The following is an 18,461-nucleotide window of genomic DNA, read 5'->3' on the forward strand; positions in this document are numbered from 1 at the left end:
TCGCGCGGGTTGTTTCTGGTGCGAAACTGGTGCGGTTCGTCTGCAATCGAAACCCGGACCTAGGGCATGTGCCTTGTGTTCGTGATAACGTGAGAAGGCAAGTCAGTAGCGGCGAACGAGGGCAAGCGAATTCCCTACGCCGTCGTACCGGCTGATCGCGGCGGCCTGTTAAGGTCAGCGTCCACGCGGTTCGCGATGCACTATCGGTAGCGAGCCGAGGAGTTCATGAAAAAGCAAGCCAGGCGAAAAAGATCGTGAGTTTCTTCGAGCGTCTAAAGACAGAAGCATCCGCTGAGTGGCGAGCCTACACCGAGCATCCCTTCACGAACGGATTGGCAGACGGCTCGCTCCCCGAAGCGGCGTTTCGTCACTACCTCGCTCAGGACTACCTGTTCCTCATCGAGTTTGCTCGCGCCTACGCACTCTCGGTCTACAAGTCGCCGACACTTGCCGACATGCATGAAGCAGCGACCGGCCTCTCGGCCATCCTTGATGTCGAGATGAACCTGCATGTGAAGCTCTGTGCCGGTTGGGGTCTGTCCCCGAGCGACCTTGAACAAACCACTCCGGCGGTCGAGATGCTGGCCTATACACGCTACGTGCTCGATGCAGGAATGCGCGGCGATTTGCTGGCACTCAAGGTGGCGCTTGCCCCTTGCGTAATCGGATACGCCGAGATCGCAATGCGGCTCGCCTCGCGACTCAATACGGACGCTGCGACGAACTCCTATCGCGCTTGGATCGCCGAGTACGCCGGCGTGCCGTACCAGGAGGTCGCGGCGAAAGCGCGGGCGCACCTGGAGCATCTTGCCGATCTTTACGCCACGCCTGCCCGCGAGGCAGAGCTGATTGCGATCTTCAAGGAAGCTACCCGGCTCGAGGCAGACTTCTGGGAGATGGGCTGGCGCGCGGGCCAGCGTGTTGAATAACCCTTTCGGCAATCGTCAGGATCATAACCTGAAGGTGATAGGTTCAAATCCTATCCCGCAACCAAGATTTCAAAGTGAAATCAAATAATTAGCCCGCCTCTGGCGGGCTTTTTCATGCCTTACAAATCACTCGCACTCTGTTCGAACGAAAACCATTGTTTCGCAATGGGGTAGAGAAATTCCGGTTCGGATTCCCAACCGCTCGCAAGAATTCCACGGCACAAAACTGGCACAAAACGGCACAAAATCCTTGTGCAAATTTAAGCGTGCCAACCGTCCAAATAGGCGCGCTTCCGTTGCGTTCGTTGCTAGACTCTGTTGCCGCAAAGGGGGCCATGATCGTGTCGGAACCGCGAAGCAGCCAGACGAGAGCGATGCGTCTCCTGAAAGCGCTCTACGATCATAACAAAGCGACATCGGAGCCCACGCTTGTCGAGCACCTAGCGAGCGTCGCTGGATTGACTGAGCAAGAGGCTCAGCGCGCGTGGAGCTATTTGAAGGACAAAGGCCTGATTGAGACCTTTAGCATTCCGCACACGGCTCGCATCAACGCGCATGGGATTGATGCCATCGAAGACGCCGAGCAGCATCCCGATCAACCGGCACGATCATTTCCAGCGGTCACGTATAACGTCGTAAACAACACCACCAATATCGGAACGGCCGTCAATTCGCCTGTGCAACAAACAGCGGGAAGCTCCCAGCCAGAACATTCCGAAAGTATTTCGAAGAAGAAAACATTTATCGAGCGACTGACAAGCCGTACAACGGCGTTGACCGCGCTGCTTGTTGCGATCGCCGCCTTGTTCGGTGCAATTCCGCCAATTCGCAAAGCGGCGACTGATGCCTATTGCAGCATAATCTCCTGTCCAGCGCCTTCGCTAAAGCCGCCGATGCCTACGCCGTCGCCAACTGCTGCGCCCCCAACGAGCGATGCACCAGTGACAAAACAGTTTCTTTTCGACACGTTCGACACGCTTGATGGTAGCCGCTCAAAATCCGGCACCATCAGCCAGATAAAGGTTTCGGTCGTCGACAATAAGGGAAAAAAAGCTGACACCTACGTGGCTGAATGGTCGTGGTCAGGCAGCGGGGGAACGCAGAATGGCTCACAGACAGTTGTTATCGATCTGAAATCAGCAACCGGTGCGACTGTTGAATCCCTGACGTTTCCGCTTGACCGCAGTCATTGCTACTACCCCGGCAATCCGCAGCGTTTTGCAGGCGATTTGAAGAATGCCGCAAGTCTAGTGTCAGGCATCCAGGTCTCGGTGACTGCAGTGGAGGGCCGGCAGGGCCGCTGTTGAGCTGGCCAAGATCGGTTCGTGTCTCAGTTTGGGATTTAGGCGGTCTTTTTATTGGGGCCGTGAACAGCCGGGACCGGGTTAGCTCGATCAGGGCTCGCGCGTTGAGGAATTATCAATGGGAGACGGGTTCAATTTTGAAAATTTGAAGACCGCAATCTTGGCCCTGAGTAGGGCAACAGACTGGGCCACCGCCCGACGCGAATGGGTTCTTACCGGCGTTTACGAGGCGGATCAGCCTGAAACGTGCCTTTGCGAACATTTTCCCATCATAGAAATATGCGTCATCAAAAATACTATTACTCAGGCTGTCGCTGAGGTGGGCAATGTATGCGTGAAGCGGTTTCTCGGAATTAGGTCTGACCTAATCTTCGCCGCGCTGAAGCGGATCAGGAAAGATATCACCAAAAGCCTGAACGAGGACGCAATCGTTCTCTGTCTTAAAAACCATCTGATCAATCAGTGGGGATACGAGTTCCTTCAAGATACCAAACGCAAGCGCTCATTGAGCGAGAGGCAAATGTCCAAGCGCATGGACATCAATAGAAAGGTCCTAACGGCGATGGCTCATCGGGGGTTAAGAACCTGAATTTCAAACTAAGAGACCGAGTATGCCAAAAAACGATTATGACGATCCTGAACTTCCGTTTCCAAGGCTGGAAGCCCGAATCCGGCTCTTGGACAGTGAAACATACTGGCTACAGGTCTGGTTTCATAAGGAGCCTGGCGCGCCTCGTGAGGTGCTGGCCAATGGCAAGCGTGCAGGCAACGCGTGGGATGCCCACGAGCATTTGAGGAAATTGAAGGCCTTAACTAGCGCCCGTTGCGATCCTGACGATATTACAAACGCAGAAATTTCAAACTGAGACCCCCTTTGATTCCGATGACCCATCAAGTCGTGACAGCGGCTCCACGCAGCATGGAGCGGTAAAGCCGGCGCCATGACGACCGGGCATGCGAACACACCGCCCGGAGGCATTTGGACGAGTCGGAACGAAATCCTGGTTCGCAGCTCGCCGGTCGCGGCGGCTACGGCTTGCGCCAACGGTCCGGCCGCCCGGCCAGAGGCTCACGACCAGGCTCGAGCTCGCGAGCCCGATCGATGGCTTCCCGTTGCGTCTCCAGGACATCGCTGGCGCGTTCCGAGCCGCCGCGCCGCACGGCGTAGTCGCCCTGCGGGCGCCGCTCCACAAACAGCTGCTTTTTGCTCATAGGTCTTCTTACTCCTTAGCCCCCTCAGAGGGGGCACTGATCCATTGCCAGCAGGTTATCGTTCCAGACGCCATCGGCGTAGGTGCGCACGTAGGCGGGCCGACCATGCGGCCGCACGACGCCGATGTCCGCGCGTTTGCCAGTGCGCGGATCGCGCGTGAAGAAGGTGTTGGTCTTGGCCTCGATGCTGGCGATGACCCGCTCCCGGGACCACTTCCAGTTCTCGCGCGGATTTCCGAGCTCCGTGATGTGCTCATGGGGGCTGTCCGGATGCGGTTTGGTGATACAAGTAACAAGAACGTCGGCCATTTCATTTCCCTTTTGGGTTGCGGCACAGAATTGTGCTCTAATGACCTATGCTGGGCGGAGGGCCCCGCCGACATTGGGCGAAAAATAATTTTCGAGCGTGTCCGCGACCGCGTCCGGACACCGCATAAGCGTTTGAGGGGGCGAACGCGTGCCTGCTGAGACTGAGAAGACATTTCGACCGCGCGCCGAGATTGAGGCCACCATCAAGGGCTTCTTCACGGCCGACTGGGCACGTCTTCACAAAGTCGGCAGGATCTTTGCCTCAGGCACCGATTGGGACTTTGAGGACTTGATCCAGGAGGCACAGTTGCGGACCCTCCGGGGAACGCGCAATTGCCCGGTAGATGTGGACGTCATGAAGCATTTGATCGACACGATGAGCAGCATCGCCGACAGCGAGCGAAAGAAGGCTCGCAATCAGATGCCGCATGTGGCGATCCTGCAAGGCGCCGCTGAAGCCGGCGACGAGGACCCCGTATCCCCTGATTGGTCGGCCGAGGACAATGCGGTATTCGAAGGGGCGTATAAGGAGCTGCTCGCCTTATTCGATGACGACGAAAAGGGTCGAGAGCTAGTCGAGGGAATTGTGGCCGGCTTCGGCACCGATGACCTCAAGGCGCTGACAGGTCTGCAGGGTACAGCCTACGATAGCAAACGCACGCTGGTCCGGCGACGCTTCCTGAAATTCGCTGCGGGACGGAGGGAAGATGTCTGATCCTGAAGATACAAAGGCGGGCCTTCGCCGTTTGAAGCAGGCCATGGTCGACGACGTGCTGAAGGCGTCCGACCAGGAAGTTCTGGCGCAGTTTGCGGAGGACCTTGGCTCGGCCGAAGCGAACGCGAAACATATGCGCGAAGCCTTCGAGAAAACGATCCTGCTCGCCAACAAGGACCGTCTTCATGCCGCGCGCGCCGGTGTGGCGGCGGGTAGGGTTCCGAGCTCGGCTCCTGCCATTCCCATCGCCGAGGCCCGCGCTCGGCTGCGGCAGGTCTTGGCGGCACATGCCGATGACGAGACATTTACCCTGGCGGCGCGAAAAGAAAGCGAACTCACGGACGCCGATGTGCTCGACATGCTTGAAGCCATGCGCGACCTGGGCCTGATCGAATGAGGACGACACCGTGACGCCGGCGGAAATGCTTCTCCAGGAGCTTGGCGTCACTGACCCGGGCGAGATCGACCTCGAAGCCATTGCCCACCACGTAGGCGCGCGCGTCCGATATCGCGCACTGTGTGGCTGTGAAGCCCATATTCTTGGATGCAATGGCGCCGCCGTTATTACGATCAAGAACGACAGTTCTCCGCGTCGCAAGCGATTTTCCATCGCGCATGAGCTGGGGCATTGGCGCTTTCATCGCGGTAAGACGCTCGTCTGTCGCGTCGATGACTACAAGCCGCGTGATGCGCTATCGCCGGAGAAGGTGGCAGATAGCTACGCGGCAGATCTCTTAATGCCCAGATATCTCTTTCAACCTCAGGCACGCGGCCTTGGAAAACTGACTTTTGATATGGTCGACAAGTTGGGCGGAATTTTCAAGACGAGCCTGACCGCGACATCGATTCGTCTCATCGACCTCGATCACGTGCCGGCCTTCGTTATTTGTCACGGCCCGCGTGGTCGTAAGTGGTTCGCCAGGGCGGCCTGCGTGCCGCGTCACTGGTTTCCACGTGAAGACCTCGATCCGGATAGCTTTGCCTTTGGCGTCCAGTTCGGCCGCGGTCCCGATGACCCGGCGCCTCGCAAGATTGACGCTGACGCTTGGTTTGACCGTTCCGATGCTTCCCGGTTTGTGGTGCGGGAACAAACGGTGCGTATCAGTGAGGATGAAACCCTTAGCCTGGTCATTGTCGAGGACGAGCGCATGCTCGAAGGTTAGGCCTCTACACTTTGTGACGCGAATATACCGCCAGTCGTCAGCCGAGTTTTCATGCGCTTTACGAAATCGGAAATTCTCGACGAGTTTGCGCGGCAAGACCGATGTTATCGGCTGGCCATCATCTCGAGCCACTGGCTCCAAGGCGGTGCTCGGTATAAGCCAAGTGCTGTCGAAGAAGCGCAAGGCCTAAAGATGAAGGTGCTCGACACGTGGGTGTCTTACTCCGATCTTGCAATGCTACTTGAGCAAGACGCGTCGAGGTTTTCGATCACTACTGACTTTGTGCTTAACCAGCTTCATGCACTCATTCGTGTCCCGTTCGAGCTGCTAAGCGACTATTGCGAGGATTTTGATCGCGCGGGCCCCGGAAGTGCGATGGTCGAAAAGCTTCGCGACGCGGATTGGTACCAATATGCGCGAGCCATCCGAAACACGGTATCGCACAATTTCCGTTTCGATTTTTCGCGATACAAGCCGGAGAAATTCCCCATCACGTGGCGCTGCATCTCTCTGACTCCGGACCTCGATGGGAAAACCATCACGTTCGAATCGTTCTGGCACAAGTCCGGCTATGAGCTCTTTGTTGCGATGCGGGACTTTGCCGAGGCTTTGCCAGAGTGATGATTTGACCAGTTCATGATCGTGCGAAGGCGATGAGTGGCCCGAGATCATGGTTGTCGGCGGCCTGAAGCGCTGCAATGTAGGCCGTGCGCGTGGTACCGGCTGTCTGCAAGTCGGCGCCGCCCCATGTAAAGCGCCGGCCGCCAAGCTGCACGACCAACACATCAGCAGCCAATCGTGACCAGCGGCCGTTGCCGTTTGGAAACGGGTGTACGGATACGAGGCGGTGATGGAAGCGAACGGCAAGTTCGTCCGGTGGATACGTGTTGTTCTCGACCCAATACCTTGCGTCGTCGAGTACCTGATGCAGTGAAACTTCGATCAAATGCGGCGCGACGCCGAGATTGCGCTCCGTCGTTCGGAATTTTCCAGCCCAGCGCCAGACACGTTCGAACATGCGCCGGTGCAGGCTCTTGAGAAAACTTTCTCGCGTTGCAACTTTCCGGCGGCTGAATGCCCAACGGTTTGCCGTCGCGATGTTCTGCTGCTCGAGTTCGTTTAACTCGCTGCGCAAAGTAATGTGCGTTGGGATAAGATCTTCGCGCTCCTGGGGCGTCAGCGGTGTCGCGTGATCGTCGGCGGCGTGCAGATCAGTATCAGTCATTCATCATCCCAGAGACGCGCGGGGCGTTTCAATAAATCCTCGATCGCTTGCTCCCGAAGCGCGCGGGCAGCCTGATTGTCCTCCACGGCCTGGTCCTCAAGCCGCATCGTCTGCTCGATAGCTCGTGATTGCCGCTCAGCGACCTCGGCAGCTCGCTTGGTTACAACTTCTTCGAGGGGGCGCTCGGGTACAAGCACATAGACCAACCGGCAGCCGAGGGCCTCAGCTGCGCGTTGAAGCGTATTGAGGGTTACACTGCCGCCTTGCTCGGATTTTTCAAGTTCCACAATGCGTGGCTGCGAAACGCCTAGCCTCTTGGCATATTGGGCGGTGGTCATGCCGAGTGCGTCGCGGATCGCGCGAATCCAGCCCTTGGGAGGGCGCTGGGCGTGCGAGAGCGCTCGGAGCGTGGCAAAGCGGTTGTCGAGATGGCGGATGGCGTCTTTCATACGATAAGATATAGCATATAGTTGGTTGCTAAATCTATAAGATATACGTTATTATAATTCTGTATGTCGATAAGGTATGCCTTATAGAATATGACTCGTGAAATAGCGCGACCTTTATACCCTTCAACCGATCAGCCGGGAGCTTAGCCCTATCACAGCCCATTGCAGATGTTCTTGGAACGTTCTAGAAGGCTATTCCCTCACTGACCACGCAATGAAGAAGGCCACCCCGAAGAAGAAAGCCCCTGTTCAGCTCACTGCCGGAACCGGCTTCCGCAATGAGAACTGCATCGCTGCGCGCCTTCTTCTCGATCTTTTGGCGAGGACCAACACGCTCGGCGCCGATTTCGGCAAGATTGATCGCTTGCAATGGCAGGGAAGAGACCTGGGCTGGCTTGCAGACGATCTTGTCGTGGAATGCACTGTTCCTACAGGCAAGCGCTCCGCCGGAATTTCGATCAAAAGCGACCGGCAAGTCACGAGCTCGGGCTTCCCTCCTGATTTTGTTGGCACCGCATGGGCGCAGTGGTTCGGCGTCAAGACCGAGCGTGTCCTTCGCGGCAGCAACGACGCTGTTGTCCTGATGGTTGGCAGTCTCGCCCATGATGTCGAAGACGCCTGGTCGAATCTGCTCAGCGACGCCCTGCGCACAACGCCCGACCGCATGCTCGCCCGACTTGCCGAGCCCGTAGCCGCCGATGGTTCACAATCCTCTGCGCTTCAGCGGGCACTCTTCGCAAGTCTGCGTTGCCCGGAAGAGCTTCGAAACGAAGGTGACGCCAGTGACAACGCCACGATGCAGCTGCTTCGCTGCATACGGTTGATGCGCTTCGACTTCGAGACCACGCCATCGCGCGATCATGATCTCGCGATGCGCGACTGCCAGACCGTTCTGCGGTCCGGCGACGCTGACGAGGCAAGGAGTCTTTGGTCTCGCCTTGTTGTCGTGGCGGACGCCAACCGGGCGGGCGGGTCGATTGATCTGGCAAGCTTGCTTGTTGAGCTGCGTGACGAATTCGATCTGCATGACCATCCCGACTATCGCCACGATTGGGAAGTTTTGGATCGCTCAAGCCGCGAGCTTATGGCCGATGTTCGCAGCCAGGTTTCCGGCTTGCCACCGCTGCCTCGCGATGAGGCCCGCGCCAAGGTGCGCGATTGCCTCAACCGGGACCGCGCGTGCTTTCTCGTCGGCGAATCCGGAAGCGGTAAGTCCGCCTTGGCGAGGCAAATCGGCGAGACGGATTACGGCCGGTGCATATGGTTTGCCGAGACCACGATCGACTGCGACACGGAAGCTGCGTTTGAGCGCGATATCGGCATCGCCCATCCGCTTTGCGAGATTCTGTCCATCGCATCCGAGCCGTGCTTGATCGTTTTCGACAGCTTTGAACGCTATTCGCCGCGTGCGCAACGCCTCGCGCACCGCTGGATGCAGGTGTTGCTCGCCGAAAATGGTCCGAAGCACATCCACGTTCTGATCACGAGCCAGATCGAGCCTGCGCCCAAACTCATCCGGAGCTTTATCGAGGTCGGCCTGCCACGGGCTCGGCACCACACGACGGAACTCGATCTGCCATCGGCCGACGACATCCAAAGCCTTGTCGCGCCGATCTCAGAGTTGCAGTGGGCCTCGTTGCGGCCCGAGCTTCGCCCCTTATTGACGAACCTGAAGATCCTGGACTGGCTGGTCGCGGCTGCGCGCAGCGGGAAACCACCTGAGCAATTGGCTTGTGAGCGAGGGGCTCGATGTAGGGGAACTATGCGCAAAGGAAATAGAGCGGTTTCAGCGCAGCCGTCATGAAGCGGGTTACAGTTTTCTTCGCTCTATCAGAGCGATGCAGCCGATCCTCAGTTACCTGCGCGGTCTTGGGATCGCACCTGCGGCTTTGTTGCCGCCGGCCAGCGGAGTGCTTGAAGCGGCCCTGGCGCGATACCGAGGTTACTTGATACTTGAACGTGGCATCAAGGATGCGTCAGCGTCCAGGTATATCGAACTGATGCGTCCCTTCCTTCAAACCAGGGTCTTGCCGGACGGCCTTGCTCTGGACCTTCGAAGCCTGACAGCGGCTGTTGTCATTTCCTTTGTGGTGACAAAGTGCTCCCGCCTCAGCCCTGGGACGGCCGGGCTGACGGTGACGGCCCTTCGATCACTACTCGGTTTTCTTTACGTCGACGGCGCTATCGATCGGTCGCTGGTGTCTGCGGTACCGACCGTTCCCGGTCGGCGATTAACCGGATTGCCGAAGGGATTGGCCTCAGACGAAGTGCAGCGCCTTCTGGCGTCCTGCGACACCAGCACCCGAAGTGGCTGTCGTGACTTCGCGGTCCTGACCATGCTTGTTCGCCTGGGCCTGCGGGCAGGCGAAGTCGCCAAACTGCAACTTGAGCACATCGATTGGCGAGCCGGCGAGATCGTGATTGCCCACAGCAAGGGCAATCGCACCGAACGATTGCCCTTGCCCGCGGATGTCGGCGAAGCAATCGCGGCTTACTTGCGTCACGGCCGTCCCGCAAGCACGCAAGGCCGCACAGTGTTTGCACGGATCACGGCTCCGCATCATGCTCTCACCACTGGCGCGGTAACGCAGATTGTTCGCCACGCTGGCGAACGGTGCGGCTTTGAACCGATCCATGCTCACCGGCTGCGTCACACCGCGGCGACTCTGATGCTACGCGGCGGTGCATCGCTGCCCGAGATCGGACAACTCCTGCGCCACCGCAACGCTATTACGACATCGATTTACGCCAAGGTCGGTCGCGATGCTCTGCGGTCGATCGCCCGCCCTTGGCCGGGAGACGTCGCATGAACGCTCTCCGCAAGGCTCTCGCAGACTACTTTGTGGTTCGCCGCGCCCTCGGCTTTAAGCTCTATCGAGCCGAGAAGCTCCTCGGTCAGTTTCTCACCTTCGTCGAGGATCGCGGCGAAGATCATCTGACAACCGAGGCGGCGCTCGCTTGGGCGACACTCCCTAAGCGCGGTCGAACCTGGGCGTTTGCCCGGCTTTCCGTTGTTCGCCGCTTCGCTAAGCACCTGCGCGGGATCGACCCCGCGACCGAGGTGCCCTCGACACACTTGCTGGTGCAGCAAAAAGGCCGAGCCACCCCCTACCTATATTCGGAGTCGGATATCGCGGCCCTCATCGCCGCAGCCGGGACGCTGCGGACACCGCACCGAGTCGCGACATTTCGGACATTGATCGCTTTGCTTGCAGTGACCGGAATGCGGGTTGGGGAAGCGATCGGCCTCGACCGCGACGATTTTGACCCCGTCATTGGACTACTCATCATTCGGAACGCAAAGTTCGGCAAGTCTCGCCAATTGCCGCTGCATCCGAGCACCGTAGCTGCACTGGTTGATTATCTGCGTCGAGACGACCGTCCGAAAAACTCGTCGAATACGCCGGCACTGCTGGTCACTACGGTTGGCACCAGGCTCCACTACATGAGTGTCCAGCCCGTCTTTCGTCAAATTGTCGACCGCGCCGGCCTCAAGCCGCGCTCGGCGTCATGCCGTCCGAGGCTGCATGACCTACGGCATGGATTTGCCGTCAATACCATCCTTGACGGATATCGAGATGGCAGGGAGCCGGGGAACCGGATCGCGTTGCTGTAGACCTACCTCGGCCACGTCGATCCTGTCAGCACATACTGGTATCTCTCGGCTGCGCCAGAGTTGCTGACGCTGGTTGGTAATCATTTGGAGCGGCACCTCGGAGGTGCCGCATGACCGCACTTGCCCCAACCCTGCAAGCGTTCTTCACGGAACGCCTGATACGTCAGCGCCAGGCTAGTCCCCATACACTTGCGGCTTACCGGGACACGCTGCGGCTGCTGCTCGTCTTCGCGTCCGCGAGGAAGGACGTCGAGCCGTCGAAGCTGGACATCGACGATCTTGATGCGCCGCTCATCGGCGCCTTCCTCGACCATCTTGAGAAGCAGCGGGAAAATAGTGCGCGCACCCGCAACGCTCGACTTGCGGCCGTCCGTTCGCTGTTCCGGTACGCAGCGCTTCGACATCCCGAGCATGCCGCGGTAATCGAGCGCGTGCTCGCCATTCCACGCAAGCGATTCGACCGAAGGCTGGTCACCTTCCTGATCGAACCTGAACTCGATGCGCTGTTCCGCGCGCCCGACCGCTCGACCTGGACCGGGCGGCGCAACCATACCTTGCTTACGCTCGCGGCTCAAACGGGTCTGCGTGCGTCAGAATTGATCGGCCTTCGCATCAGCGATGTTCATCTCGGCACTGGCGCGCATGTCAGTTGCATGGGGAAAGGACGGAAGTTGCGGATCACACCGATTACCTCGGGCATGGTCGCCCTCCTGCGTGTTTGGCTCGTCGAGCGCGCTGGTCAACCGGGGGAGCCACTCTTTGTCACCCAGTCGGGGACGTCACTCAGCCGTGACGCCGTTGAACATCGGCTTGCCAAATACATTCAGATAGCCACCCGCGCCTGTCCATCTGGGACAGAAAACCATCAGCATGCATGTGTTGCGTCATAGCGCCGCGATGCGACTGCTGCGGGCGGGAGTTGAGACTTCGGTGATAGCACTTTGGCTCGGCCATGAGCAGGTCGAAACCACCCACATCTACCTACAAGCTGATATGGGAATCAAGGAACGCGCACTGGCGGCGACAGCTCCAGCGGTAGCCACTCCCGGTCGTTTTCGACCGAACGACAAGCTTCTCGCATTTCTGGAGGCACTGTGATTATGCCGACTCCATCGCAGCGATCGCCGCCGCCTGAGCCCGTTCTGAGCCAATGGTCGGCATAATCCAGAGGTCGGCATAGTAAAGATTGCACATCGGTCAGGATTCGGTTCGAGGGTGGCGCGGCTGCCACGTCAACTGTAGCAGAGTCGCGGATGGACGCCGGCCCGCCATGGCGCATTTGCGGCAGCGCAGCCGGCTGGCGAGATCGTACACGAAGGTGGTCGGCGGGTGCTTCATCGCCGCGAGGTCCACGTCGCTCGGCGTCTTGCAGCGCACGCACCTGATCTCCAGCCAGGGGAAGCCTCCGTTCACGGCTTGATCGATGGTCGGCGACGGATCGATCGGTTCGCCGTCACTCCACATCCGTTCATTCCAGCTTTCGCAAAGCAGCCTATCGGCTTGCTGGATCATCGCCTCGCCTTTGGCCCGCATCTCCGCCGATTGGGTCGCCAGGATGTTAGCCATTGCGCGTGCCTTGCCGAGCTCTTTCGCCAGAGCCTTGCGATCGCCGCCCGACAGCGGCGTGGGGTGATACTTCGAGGCCATCCGGACATCCAGGCGCAAAGAGAACGGATCGGCAAATCCAGAGCGGCTACAGCGACTCGAACGCGGGCCAGCACCCGTCTTCTTCATGCCTGCCGGTGCGCTGCTGGCAGGTGTTGTCCAGCAACCGCTGCGCGACGTCCTTCCAGAGCGCGTTGGCGCCATACAAGCGGACGGCATCGGCGGTCTGGATTTCCACGGTCCGCTCGCAGCGGCGGCAGGAGACACGCAGCACGTGACGCTGAATCTCGGAAAGACGTCGCAGCCGCATCTGGCCCTCGATCGTGCCGGCGCGAGGGTCTTTGAGGACCGATTCCCAGTATTCGGCCGGGAGGGAGGCGTCGGGATCCGCAGCGGAAGGGCTCGGCCTACGGGCGGCTTCAGCGGCCAGCTTTTCCATCTGCTTTGGGGTCGGCATGCGCCAGCTCGCGAGTCGGTCATGCCCGAATTAGAACATAACAGGAACAAATGTCGAGTCCGTCCGAGGGCCTGGATCAGAAAAATCGGCCTGTCGGACGGATCGGGATGTCGGAACCAAGGCAAGCCGTCCGGCATCAGTAATGGAGTTCCCCCGCGATGGCCCCCCGCGCCAACTGGAAAGGCTTTCTTCGTCTCTCCCTCGTCACCTGTCCGGTCGCGCTCTATCCGGCCATCTCAGAATCCGAAAAGGTCTCCTTCAACCAGCTGAACAGAAAGACCGGCCATCGGATCAAGTACGCCAAGGTCGACGCCGACACCGGCGAGGAGGTCGACAACGAGGACATTGTCAAAGGCTACAAGGTCGACACCGATACCTTCATCGAGGTGACCAAGGAGGAGCTTGCATAGAGCCGTCGACCTCGCGATTTGCAATGAGAGGGGACACTTTGCGCGCTGCAGGCCGCGCCACTGCGGAAGTTTATCAAGTTGCGTGATTTGCGCTGGGGAGAGGGTTTGGGCAGCGTAGTCTTTCAGCCACAGGTGTCCACTCATTCGGAGGAGGTTCATTGGGGGGCTTCGGCCAGAGAGGCGATCCATTGGGGGCGAGACGCAGCTATGGGTGCAGTGCACCGTCCGCAAAGTTTAACATGCTTGAATCCCCAAGCGGGCGAAACCGCGCTAGGATTAGATTTTCCCTTAGGGGGGCAGCTTATGTTCGACACGGCAACCACCGCGCTTTTGCGCGCGGTTCTCGATGAAGTCTGTGAAAGCGTCTCGCACCGCGAGATCGGAGCACGTACCCACGTCGCGTCGAAAATCCTAGAGGCTGCGACGAGAGGCGAGATCTCTCCCGAAGGTCTAAAACAAGTTGGTCGCGACGCCCTCTCGCATGCGCCGACGATGTGGCGCTGATCGCGGGGGCGGGCGTGAACTTCCAAGTCACCGTCCTGAAGATTTTGGTAGCTTATCCGGACGGCTTTGCGGTGATGGAGGACCTCAAGAGCGATATGGCCATCCTGGCAACGAGTGGCCGCGACTGGGCGGACCGGACCAGGCGCCTCGCGGCCAGAGTGCCCGACCTCGACATCTTCTCACAAGGATTGGTCGAACGGATAAGCGGAGGATGGAAGATCACGTCGAAAGGACGGGCGTTGCTCGAATTGATGGAAATGCGGCCAACGGCCTTGGAAAGGGCCGAGGCGCCTCCAGTTCTGGAGACGAGTGCGACCTCGCCGGAGCCTGTTCCTCCGCTCCGGCAGCCCGCCGATCGTGCCAAGCGACGGCGCGAAAGACGTGAACGTCGGCGCGAGGCGCGCGAACGGGCAAGAGCAAACGCGTCTTGAGGTAGCGACTGAGGGAAGAAAAATCCGCCAAATGGGAGCAGCGTTGATAGTCCCGGACTGTCGATTTGCCTCCCCAGCCCCAAGCGTACCGCCGTTACCTTGTTTGCGGCCATGCCGGCCCCGATCTACTCGGGACGGTGACTGAGCACAGGTCCTTCTGCCGAGCCGGCGAGCGACAATATAGCGAGGAAATGGAGGCCGAACCCGCGCGGAAGAGCTGGCCGGGTTCCTTTTGAGAGGGCGCGGTCGGTGAGGCTGTATAGCTACTTCAGACAATCGCCATAAAGTTCACTGACATGCTCCCCAACAGTCAATCTTCACGAAGGCCGTAATGTCCCAGTACTCACTCGATGTATTGCGTCAGCGCTATGTCGTCGAGAAAAGACCGCTCGAGGCCAGCGTCGAGCAGATCCTGCGGGCCGACAGCCGCGCCGGAGCGCGAGCCATCCTGGCTGCAATCGATAAACGCCGCTTCGAAAATAGGTCCGAAGGGCAGCGCCTCCGCAAAATGCTCCGCTTCGAGACCTCTCTCTGGGAAAGCGGCCGTCATGCCGTGGCAGGCGTGGACGAGGCCGGAATGAGCCCTCTTGCGGGGCCAGTCTCCGCTGGCGCGGTGATCTTGAAACCTGGCACGCGGATAGTCGGGATCGACGACTCGAAAAAACTCGACGCCGCGGCTCGCGAAGAACTCGCGAAGGAGATCAAGGAAAAGGCTGAGAGTTGGTGTGTGGCGTTCGTCGAGGTCGAGGAGATCGACGCGATCAATATCTATTGGGCGGGCATTCAGGCTATGCAGCGTGCGGTCCGGGGACTGGGGTTGACGCCGCAGCACTTGCTCATCGATGCGAAGCGGTTGAAGGACATCGACATCCCTCAGCAGGCCATCATCAAAGGCGACGCCAAATCCGCCAGCATCGCGGCCGCCTCCATCCTCGCGAAAGTCGAGCGCGACGCCGTCATGCGGACGCTCGACGTGCGACACCCCGGCTATGGCTTCGCGGATCACAAGGGCTACCCGGTGCGGGCTCATTATGAGGCGCTTGCCAGGCTCGGTGCATGCGTAGCTCACCGGCGGTCGTTCGGGCCCGTACGCAAGGCTCTCGGGTTACCGCCCTTGCCGCCCTGGCCTTCGGCATCAGAGCGGGCCGCCGGCTGAACAGGTCTACGCTTCGTCTCGGCGGCGCTATTTTCGCGACCACTTCTTTTCGCGTACGACGTCCTTCGCGTTCTTGTCGGACCGCAGGCCGAGATAGACCGGCTGGCGCAGCTCGCCCTTGCTGGTCCACTCCGCGAACTTCACTTCTGCGACCAACGCAGGACGCACCCAGGTCGTGACCTGCTCATCCTTCACCTTGGCAGGGAACGGTGACTTGGCGGTTTTGAGCTTCATGAGCTTGCCGTGAAGCTCTTCGAGAACTTGGTGGCTGAAGCCGGTGCCAACGTGGCCTATGTACCGCCATGCATCGCCTTCGCGTACCGCGAGGACGAGAGCGCCGAAGAAAGGCCGGGTTCGCCTCGGCGCCGTGAAGCCGGCGATCACGACCTCTTGCCGCTGCGCGGTCTTCACCTTCAGCCAGTCGGCGGTCCGGCGTCCGGACGCGTACGGGCTATCGGCGCGCTTGGCCATGATGCCTTCGAGATGTCTCCGCTCGGCATCTGCGAAGAACTTCGTTCCCTCGCCTTTGCGGTGGTTGCTGAACGCGACGAGCTTGTGGCGCAGAAGGATGGCCTTGAGCCGCTTCTTGCGCTCGAGGAGCGGCAGCGCACGCAGGTCCTCACCGTCTGCGAACATGAGGTCGAAGGCGCAATACAGGAGCTTCGCCTCATGGCGCAGCGCGTTTTGAAGCAACTGGAAATGCGAGACGCCGTCCTGTCCGATCGCGACGAGCTCCCCGTCGATCACGGCATCGCCCTTCACGCCCTCCAGCGCTTTGGCGACCTCGATATAGCTGCGGCTGATGATCTTGCCACTACGGCTGTAGAGCGCAACCTTGCCCCGCCGGATTTCCGCGATCATCCGGAAGCCGTCATACTTGTCCTCGAAAACCCAGCCGGGATCGTCGAACGGCGCGTCGGTGAGCGTAGCGAGCATCGGCTGCAGGCGCTTGGGCAGGATCGACGTCCGGCTCATTCGAGGCCAATCCTTAAGAGCACGTTGCGAAATGCATGGACGTCCTTCAAGGATTAGGCAACGCTTCGGGGCCGCGTCGCGTTCCACGGGCTCCGTGGCGTGCGTGACGTTGACGCTCGATTGAGGAGGGCGGACCAGACCGATGGCGAGAAAACTGAAAACCTTTCAGACTTCGCTGGGCTTCTTCGATCTGGCGATCGCCGCTCCTTCCATGAAAGCGGCCCTCGAAGCCTGGGGCGCCAACAGCAATCTCTTCCACCAGGGCGCGGCGAAGGAAAGCGACGATCCGGACGTCATCGCTGCGGCCATGAAGAAGCCGGGCGTCGTTCTGAGGCGCCCGGTCGGATCCAACCGACCCTTCAGCGAGCAAGCCGAACTGCCCTCCGATCTCGGCGGGGACAGAAGATCGACGAACGCGCCGCGCAAATCGAAGGGCCAAATTGCGAAGAAGCCTTCCTCACGTCCCGTCGACAAGACGGCCGAGCGGAAGGCTGCGCTTGCCTACGAACGGGAGGAGAGGCGCCGGAAGAGTGAACGGGCGAGGGAGGATGCCGCCAGGCAGAGACAACGCGAGCGCCGTCAGCAGGCGGTCGACAAGGCGCAGGCTGCGCTGGACAAGGCGGAGCAGGAGCACGCGAAGCGGGCTGCCGCCATCCAGGCCGAGGTTGAGGCTCTCGCGAAGAGATCGCAAACCGAAGACGCTTGCTGGAATAAGGAGAAGGAGCGATTGGAAGCTGCACTGCAGCGTGCGCGGAGTTAGTTCTTGGCAGTTCTTGCTCGGCGGCACCGAGGGAAGGCAAAGGGTTGCCGTCAAGCGATCATCGTTCGGGGTCTGGTGCGCGCGCTGCGGCTCGGTTCACCGTGGTGCGGTCCCCTCGGTCCTCGGGAGCGAGCTCCATGACCGCTTGATGCAGCTCGGCCGGAATCGTCAGCGGACTTTCGGGGGGCTTGTTCGCCCACTGCCAGAAGCGATCGAACGCATCCATCACAGGTCCTCCCGCAGGCCCCGGAAGAAGGGGTGGCGAACCTTTCCCTCGGCCGACTTCGCGCGATACTCGATCTCGGCCAGAAGCTTGGGTTCGACCCAGATGCCCTTGTGACCGATGCGCTTGGCATATGGTTGGGTCTTTCGGATGAGGGGTTTAAGCCGTTTCTGCAGATCGGCGGCCGAGACCTTGTCGAAGCCGTGGTCGACTTTGCCGGCGTAGACCAGATCGTCGCCCTTGCGCCGGCCGACATAGATGCCGTCCCACTTCGTCCCATCGAGTGCGAAACCAGCAATGGTCAACGTCTCACGCTGTACGCAGGTCTTTTTGACCCAATCATTCGTGCGTCCCGTTGGATAGGCGCTGCCCCGGACCTTCGAGACGACGCCTTCGAGGCCGAGCTTGCAGGCGTGCGCGAACATCTCGCGGCCGTCTATCTCGAAGCTTTCGCTGAACTGGATGTCGGTGCCGCTTAGAATCTTCTTGAGTTCGGCTTTGCGCTGAAAGAGCGGTAGCTTCCGGATATCTCGGCCGTTCAGATAGAGCAGATCGAACGCGACGAGCACGATGCTCTTCGACTTGCCCTTGAGCTCGTTCTGCAGAACCGAGAAGTCGGTCGTGCCGTCGGCGGCAGGTACCACGATCTCGCCGTCCACCACCGCCGAGTTCGCCTTGATCCGCCAGGCATCATGAGCGACCTTCTTGAAGCGATGCGTCCAATCGTGGCCGCGCCGGGTGAAGATCTTCGCCGTCTCGTTGGCCAGATGGACCTGAACACGGTAGCCGTCGAACTTGATTTCGTGAATCCAGCGCTCTCCGGATGGCACCTTCTCGATCGAGGTGGCCAGGGCCGGTTCGATAAAGCCGGGGAAGGGCGCCTTGACGCCGATAGCCGCCGGCATTTTACGCTGAGACGCCACTGAAGAACTCCACGCTACAGCCGATTCAAATTGGCACAGTTCGAATCGTTCCGGAACCGGCGAATCCTTGTTGCGTTGCCTCGACGCCACGAACA

The 18,461-nt window shown here is 59.8% G+C and carries 24 protein-coding genes, 1 tRNA gene and 2 pseudogenes; 18 read left to right on the forward strand and 9 right to left on the reverse strand.

Annotation, left to right across the window (positions count from 1 at the left end):
• Positions 1 to 254: 254 nt before the first annotated feature.
• The 5 genes from tenA to XH85_RS09505 all read left to right on the forward strand — a co-directional run bounded on the left by tenA (position 255) and on the right by XH85_RS09505 (position 3,099).
• Entirely contained in the window at positions 255 to 929 is a 675-nt protein-coding gene (tenA, locus tag XH85_RS09490) for a thiaminase II (RefSeq protein WP_128931691.1), read from the forward strand.
• Positions 908 to 993: transfer RNA gene (locus XH85_RS44855), tRNA-Leu, on the forward strand. Before tenA ends, XH85_RS44855 begins: the two co-directional genes overlap by 22 nt.
• A gap of 271 nt (positions 994 to 1,264) precedes the next feature.
• Positions 1,265 to 2,236 carry a hypothetical protein gene (locus XH85_RS09495; RefSeq protein ID WP_128931692.1) on the forward strand — a complete coding sequence of 324 codons (972 nt, stop codon included), beginning with the start codon at positions 1,265 to 1,267 and terminating at the stop codon, positions 2,234 to 2,236.
• Between the two features lie 115 nt (positions 2,237 to 2,351).
• Positions 2,352 to 2,822 carry a hypothetical protein gene (locus XH85_RS09500; RefSeq protein ID WP_128931693.1) on the forward strand — a complete coding sequence of 157 codons (471 nt, stop codon included), beginning with the start codon at positions 2,352 to 2,354 and terminating at the stop codon, positions 2,820 to 2,822.
• Between the two features lie 22 nt (positions 2,823 to 2,844).
• The gene (locus XH85_RS09505; RefSeq protein WP_128931694.1) at positions 2,845 to 3,099 is read left to right on the forward strand and encodes a hypothetical protein; all 255 of its coding nucleotides are present in this window, start codon (positions 2,845 to 2,847) and stop codon (positions 3,097 to 3,099) included.
• Positions 3,100 to 3,262: 163 nt separating this feature from the next.
• Here the strand turns inward: XH85_RS09505 and XH85_RS09510 are convergent, their stop codons facing one another.
• On the reverse strand, positions 3,263 to 3,445 hold the full coding sequence (locus XH85_RS09510; protein WP_128931695.1) for a DUF2188 domain-containing protein: 183 nt from the start codon (positions 3,443 to 3,445) through the stop codon (positions 3,263 to 3,265).
• A 24-nt stretch (positions 3,446 to 3,469) separates the two neighbouring features.
• Positions 3,470 to 3,754, reverse strand: a complete 285-nt coding sequence (locus XH85_RS09515; RefSeq protein ID WP_128931696.1) for a DUF3892 domain-containing protein — start codon at positions 3,752 to 3,754, stop codon at positions 3,470 to 3,472.
• Between the two features lie 148 nt (positions 3,755 to 3,902).
• Here XH85_RS09515 and XH85_RS09520 point away from each other — a divergent pair, with 148 nt between their 5' ends.
• From XH85_RS09520 to XH85_RS09535, 4 genes are read left to right on the forward strand one after another with little or no spacing between them, the layout of a single operon-like run.
• Positions 3,903 to 4,469 (forward strand): hypothetical protein, encoded by a 567-nt coding sequence (locus tag XH85_RS09520; protein ID WP_128931697.1) that lies wholly within the window; start codon positions 3,903 to 3,905, stop codon positions 4,467 to 4,469.
• On the forward strand, positions 4,462 to 4,866 hold the full coding sequence (locus XH85_RS09525) for a hypothetical protein (RefSeq protein WP_128931698.1): 405 nt from the start codon (positions 4,462 to 4,464) through the stop codon (positions 4,864 to 4,866). Before XH85_RS09520 ends, XH85_RS09525 begins: the two co-directional genes overlap by 8 nt.
• A 10-nt stretch (positions 4,867 to 4,876) precedes the next feature.
• Positions 4,877 to 5,632 carry an ImmA/IrrE family metallo-endopeptidase gene (locus tag XH85_RS09530; RefSeq protein ID WP_245473914.1) on the forward strand — a complete coding sequence of 252 codons (756 nt, stop codon included), beginning with the start codon at positions 4,877 to 4,879 and terminating at the stop codon, positions 5,630 to 5,632.
• Between the two features lie 51 nt (positions 5,633 to 5,683).
• Complete coding sequence (locus tag XH85_RS09535; RefSeq protein ID WP_128931699.1) at positions 5,684 to 6,253, forward strand: hypothetical protein; 570 nt, start codon at positions 5,684 to 5,686, stop codon at positions 6,251 to 6,253.
• Between the two features lie 13 nt (positions 6,254 to 6,266).
• On the opposite strand, the gene XH85_RS09540 is transcribed toward XH85_RS09535, so the two are convergent.
• Positions 6,267 to 6,857: a mobile mystery protein B gene (locus tag XH85_RS09540; RefSeq protein ID WP_128931700.1), complete on the reverse strand. Its 591-nt coding sequence runs from the start codon at positions 6,855 to 6,857 to the stop codon at positions 6,267 to 6,269.
• Entirely contained in the window at positions 6,854 to 7,306 is a 453-nt protein-coding gene (locus tag XH85_RS09545; RefSeq protein WP_128931701.1) for a mobile mystery protein A, read from the reverse strand. Before XH85_RS09545 ends, XH85_RS09540 begins: the two co-directional genes overlap by 4 nt.
• A gap of 214 nt (positions 7,307 to 7,520) precedes the next feature.
• Between XH85_RS09545 and XH85_RS09550 the strand changes: the two genes are divergently transcribed.
• From XH85_RS09550 to XH85_RS09565, 4 genes and pseudogenes are all read left to right on the forward strand, one after another.
• Positions 7,521 to 9,110 carry an ATP-binding protein gene (locus XH85_RS09550; protein WP_128931702.1) on the forward strand — a complete coding sequence of 530 codons (1,590 nt, stop codon included), beginning with the start codon at positions 7,521 to 7,523 and terminating at the stop codon, positions 9,108 to 9,110.
• Positions 9,040 to 10,116 (forward strand): site-specific integrase, encoded by a 1,077-nt coding sequence (locus XH85_RS09555; protein WP_245473915.1) that lies wholly within the window; start codon positions 9,040 to 9,042, stop codon positions 10,114 to 10,116. The genes XH85_RS09550 and XH85_RS09555 overlap by 71 nt, the downstream gene beginning before the upstream one ends.
• Entirely contained in the window at positions 10,113 to 10,922 is an 810-nt protein-coding gene (locus XH85_RS09560) for a tyrosine-type recombinase/integrase (protein WP_245473916.1), read from the forward strand. The genes XH85_RS09555 and XH85_RS09560 overlap by 4 nt, the downstream gene beginning before the upstream one ends.
• Before the next feature lie 110 nt (positions 10,923 to 11,032).
• Positions 11,033 to 12,020 (forward strand): annotated as a pseudogene (locus XH85_RS09565) (tyrosine-type recombinase/integrase).
• Positions 12,021 to 12,119: 99 nt separating this feature from the next.
• Here XH85_RS09565 and XH85_RS09570 read toward each other — a convergent pair.
• Positions 12,120 to 12,569: a hypothetical protein gene (locus XH85_RS09570; protein ID WP_128931704.1), complete on the reverse strand. Its 450-nt coding sequence runs from the start codon at positions 12,567 to 12,569 to the stop codon at positions 12,120 to 12,122.
• A gap of 46 nt (positions 12,570 to 12,615) precedes the next feature.
• Positions 12,616 to 12,984, reverse strand: coding sequence for a hypothetical protein (locus tag XH85_RS09575; RefSeq protein ID WP_128931705.1), 369 nt, complete (start codon positions 12,982 to 12,984; stop codon positions 12,616 to 12,618).
• Between the two features lie 158 nt (positions 12,985 to 13,142).
• Between XH85_RS09575 and XH85_RS09580 the strand changes: the two are divergent.
• The 4 genes and pseudogenes from XH85_RS09580 to XH85_RS09595 form a co-directional block, all read left to right on the forward strand.
• A pseudogene (locus tag XH85_RS09580) lies at positions 13,143 to 13,388 on the forward strand (Ku protein); the annotation flags it as partial.
• Positions 13,389 to 13,697: 309 nt separating this feature from the next.
• Positions 13,698 to 13,898, forward strand: a complete 201-nt coding sequence (locus tag XH85_RS09585) for a hypothetical protein (protein ID WP_128931706.1) — start codon at positions 13,698 to 13,700, stop codon at positions 13,896 to 13,898.
• 14 nt (positions 13,899 to 13,912) lie between these two features.
• Positions 13,913 to 14,329, forward strand: coding sequence for a hypothetical protein (locus XH85_RS09590; protein ID WP_128937173.1), 417 nt, complete (start codon positions 13,913 to 13,915; stop codon positions 14,327 to 14,329).
• 331 nt (positions 14,330 to 14,660) lie between these two features.
• The gene (locus tag XH85_RS09595; protein WP_128931707.1) at positions 14,661 to 15,485 is read left to right on the forward strand and encodes a ribonuclease HII; all 825 of its coding nucleotides are present in this window, start codon (positions 14,661 to 14,663) and stop codon (positions 15,483 to 15,485) included.
• Positions 15,486 to 15,512: 27 nt separating this feature from the next.
• On the opposite strand, the gene ligD (XH85_RS09600) is transcribed toward XH85_RS09595, so the two are convergent.
• On the reverse strand, positions 15,513 to 16,460 hold the full coding sequence (gene ligD, locus XH85_RS09600) for a non-homologous end-joining DNA ligase (protein WP_128931708.1): 948 nt from the start codon (positions 16,458 to 16,460) through the stop codon (positions 15,513 to 15,515).
• Between the two features lie 142 nt (positions 16,461 to 16,602).
• On the opposite strand from ligD (XH85_RS09600), the gene XH85_RS09605 reads away from it, so the two are divergent.
• Positions 16,603 to 17,220, forward strand: a complete 618-nt coding sequence (locus tag XH85_RS09605; protein WP_128931709.1) for a cell envelope biogenesis protein TolA — start codon at positions 16,603 to 16,605, stop codon at positions 17,218 to 17,220.
• Positions 17,221 to 17,278: 58 nt separating this feature from the next.
• On the opposite strand, the gene XH85_RS44860 is transcribed toward XH85_RS09605, so the two are convergent.
• Entirely contained in the window at positions 17,279 to 17,446 is a 168-nt protein-coding gene (locus tag XH85_RS44860; RefSeq protein WP_164936065.1) for a hypothetical protein, read from the reverse strand.
• On the reverse strand, positions 17,446 to 18,348 hold the full coding sequence (gene ligD, locus XH85_RS09610; RefSeq protein WP_420837904.1) for a non-homologous end-joining DNA ligase: 903 nt from the start codon (positions 18,346 to 18,348) through the stop codon (positions 17,446 to 17,448). The genes XH85_RS44860 and ligD (XH85_RS09610) overlap by 1 nt, the downstream gene beginning before the upstream one ends.
• Positions 18,349 to 18,461: the final 113 nt, after the last annotated feature.

Origin of the sequence: Bradyrhizobium zhanjiangense (genome assembly GCF_004114935.1) — a bacterium.
Taxonomy (GTDB): Bacteria; Pseudomonadota; Alphaproteobacteria; order Rhizobiales; family Xanthobacteraceae; genus Bradyrhizobium; species Bradyrhizobium zhanjiangense.